The 2,239-nt window shown below is 36.0% G+C and carries 5 protein-coding genes; all 5 read left to right on the forward strand.

Annotated elements, in window-relative coordinates; all coding sequences use genetic code 11:
- Positions 1-338 precede the first annotated feature (338 nt).
- A complete protein-coding gene (locus tag ACOYLT_RS11575; RefSeq protein WP_422853997.1) occupies positions 339-476 on the forward strand; it encodes a hypothetical protein in 138 nt (45 codons plus the stop codon).
- Positions 477-719 carry a hypothetical protein gene (locus ACOYLT_RS11580; RefSeq protein ID WP_422853998.1) on the forward strand — a complete coding sequence of 81 codons (243 nt, stop codon included), beginning with the start codon at positions 477-479 and terminating at the stop codon, positions 717-719.
- A 14-nt stretch (positions 720-733) separates the two neighbouring features.
- Positions 734-1,183, forward strand: coding sequence for a hypothetical protein (locus ACOYLT_RS11585; protein ID WP_422853999.1), 450 nt, complete (start codon positions 734-736; stop codon positions 1,181-1,183).
- A 101-nt stretch (positions 1,184-1,284) separates the two neighbouring features.
- Positions 1,285-1,653, forward strand: a complete 369-nt coding sequence (locus ACOYLT_RS11590; protein WP_422854000.1) for a hypothetical protein — start codon at positions 1,285-1,287, stop codon at positions 1,651-1,653.
- 1 nt (position 1,654) lies between these two features.
- Positions 1,655-2,167 carry a hypothetical protein gene (locus ACOYLT_RS11595; protein ID WP_422854001.1) on the forward strand — a complete coding sequence of 171 codons (513 nt, stop codon included), beginning with the start codon at positions 1,655-1,657 and terminating at the stop codon, positions 2,165-2,167.
- Positions 2,168-2,239: the final 72 nt, after the last annotated feature.

The following is a 2,239-nucleotide window of genomic DNA, read 5'->3' on the forward strand; positions in this document are numbered from 1 at the left end:
CCACTGGCATTCTGGCTGTTCTGGAACTAGAGGAAATGAACCAGAAGATGGACGACCAGTAATACTAAAGTATTACATTTCATCGTTAGTATCCATGCGCTGTTGTTTATTGGCAACAGGGCTCTTGACATTTTTGCCTATTGTGTTAGGATAGACCAATGATGAATAGAAAAAAGCGCTCTGACCGCAACCACGTTTTGTATCGTGTAATCTGCCAAGACACTGGCGATTCTTACATTGGTTTAACGGTCGCACAAGGACAAGCATTTGTTCGCTCTGTAAAAGTGCGTTGGCAAAAACATGTCAGCCGTGCTATACGTGAGGACAAAGATTGGTCAATGTGCCAGTTTATCCGTGATAATGCCAATGCTTCTTTTACCTATGAAGTTTTGGAAATAGTTCGTGGTCGTAAACCTGCTCACCAGCGTGAGCGTGAGTTAATTGCCTATTTGGAACCAACCTTAAATACCTTTTAAATGGAGGAAATCAATATGAACGCTTGGGATAGAGACAACCTTAATTTCATTTTGAATACAACCGATGAGGCATTTTCTGATTGGATGCTTCAGGCTGATTCGGATGATATCGATTATGCCTTAGAGTTAATCACAAAACACCGTGAAGAAATATACTTAAAAGAGTATTTACTTAAATGTGATAATGTTGAAATATTAGATACAAAAGAAGCTAGTACAGTTTTACAAAAATTTAGGATTTAAATATGAACCTCTGTATGGAAATGCGGCAAAGTGACCGCAAAATGTTAATAGAGGCCTGTATTAAATTATTTGCAAAAGAATTAAAAATTGATAAAAATGATTTTACTTTAATTGTGTTCTCTAGTAAGGACATTGTGCAAGTGGAAGGTGCCAATGGCATGGCTTCACCAATTACAGATAAATTATACACTATGGTTTTGAGTTCAAGGATTGATTGTGAAAAGCTAATTGAAGTAATAGCCCATGAAATGGTGCATATTAAACAGTTTGCAAAAGGTCAATTAAAGCGAATAGGTCGTCAAACCTTTTGGATGGGTAAAAGATATGTTCGTAGCAAAGTGAATTATTACGATCACCCATGGGAACATGATGCATGGTCGAAAGAAAAGTTCTTATCGGCTAAAATTTTTAAAATATTGAGCAAGGAAAATGAAAAATTCGAGCGAAGTCAACGCAAATCGTAACTTACTACAGAAGGACTTACGTAGTCCCAAGTACCGTGAGCGGATTGTCTTGAGCAAAAAGCTTTATAATCGTAAAAAACAACAAAAAAAGGACTTAGCTAATGCAATCAATGACGTATGACGGGTTTTTCTTTACTCCTAACGCTGAAGACGGCGAATTAGAGCTGTCTTTTTTCGATTATAATGAAGAAAAACTGAAAAATGCTGAAAAAGTTGAAAATACAGCATATGGTGACAAGTACCATATTGCTTTTTTCAAGCCAAATGAAGAAGGATTTGTAGAATTTGATGAAACCTTTGAGGCAATCTTTGCCGACCCTGTGGCATATGTAGAAAATTTGTATGGTACTGAATTATTCGGTTGTATTCTCAGAAAAACAACACAATCCGACAAGTGGTTCAATAATTACCTCACAAAGGCTAAAGAAAATGTTACAATCCACAACATAGAACTGAAAAAAGGACTTTGAAATGCCAAATTGGTGTAATAATGCGATTGAGATTAGTGGTGACGATGAACAGATTGATGCCTTTGAGCAATATCTGGATGATAACAAAGGTAAAGAATGGTTTAATTTCTTTTTACCAATTCCACCTGAATATAATGAAGGTGAAAAGTGGTATCAATGGTCAATTGACAACTGGGGTTGCAAATGGAACTGTGATGCTCAAGATTGGCAACGTGAAGAAAACACAATTCGATTTTGGTTTGATTCACCATGGGGACCGCCAACTGTATTGTATGAAAAAATGACGGAAGAAGGTTTTTTCATTGATGCACATTACCTTGAAGAAGGCATGAGCTTTGTTGGTCGGTTTGTTGATGGCTTTGATGACTATAACGAATATGATTTAGAAGATCCAGATTCATTGGATGTGATTAGTGAAGAAATTGTTGAATATTGGAATTTACGTGAAAGACAGGCAGATTGGTTAGCTGAACAAGAAGAATGGGATAATGAAAATGATGACGAAAACAAATAATAGTGTATTTACTATATTGGTAGCAATTGTTGTAATTTTACTAATATTAATTTTTGCGCCTTTACTGACTAT

Source organism: Flavobacterium sp. (assembly GCF_049318185.1).
In the GTDB taxonomy this organism is placed as follows: Bacteria; Bacteroidota; Bacteroidia; order Flavobacteriales; family Flavobacteriaceae; genus Flavobacterium.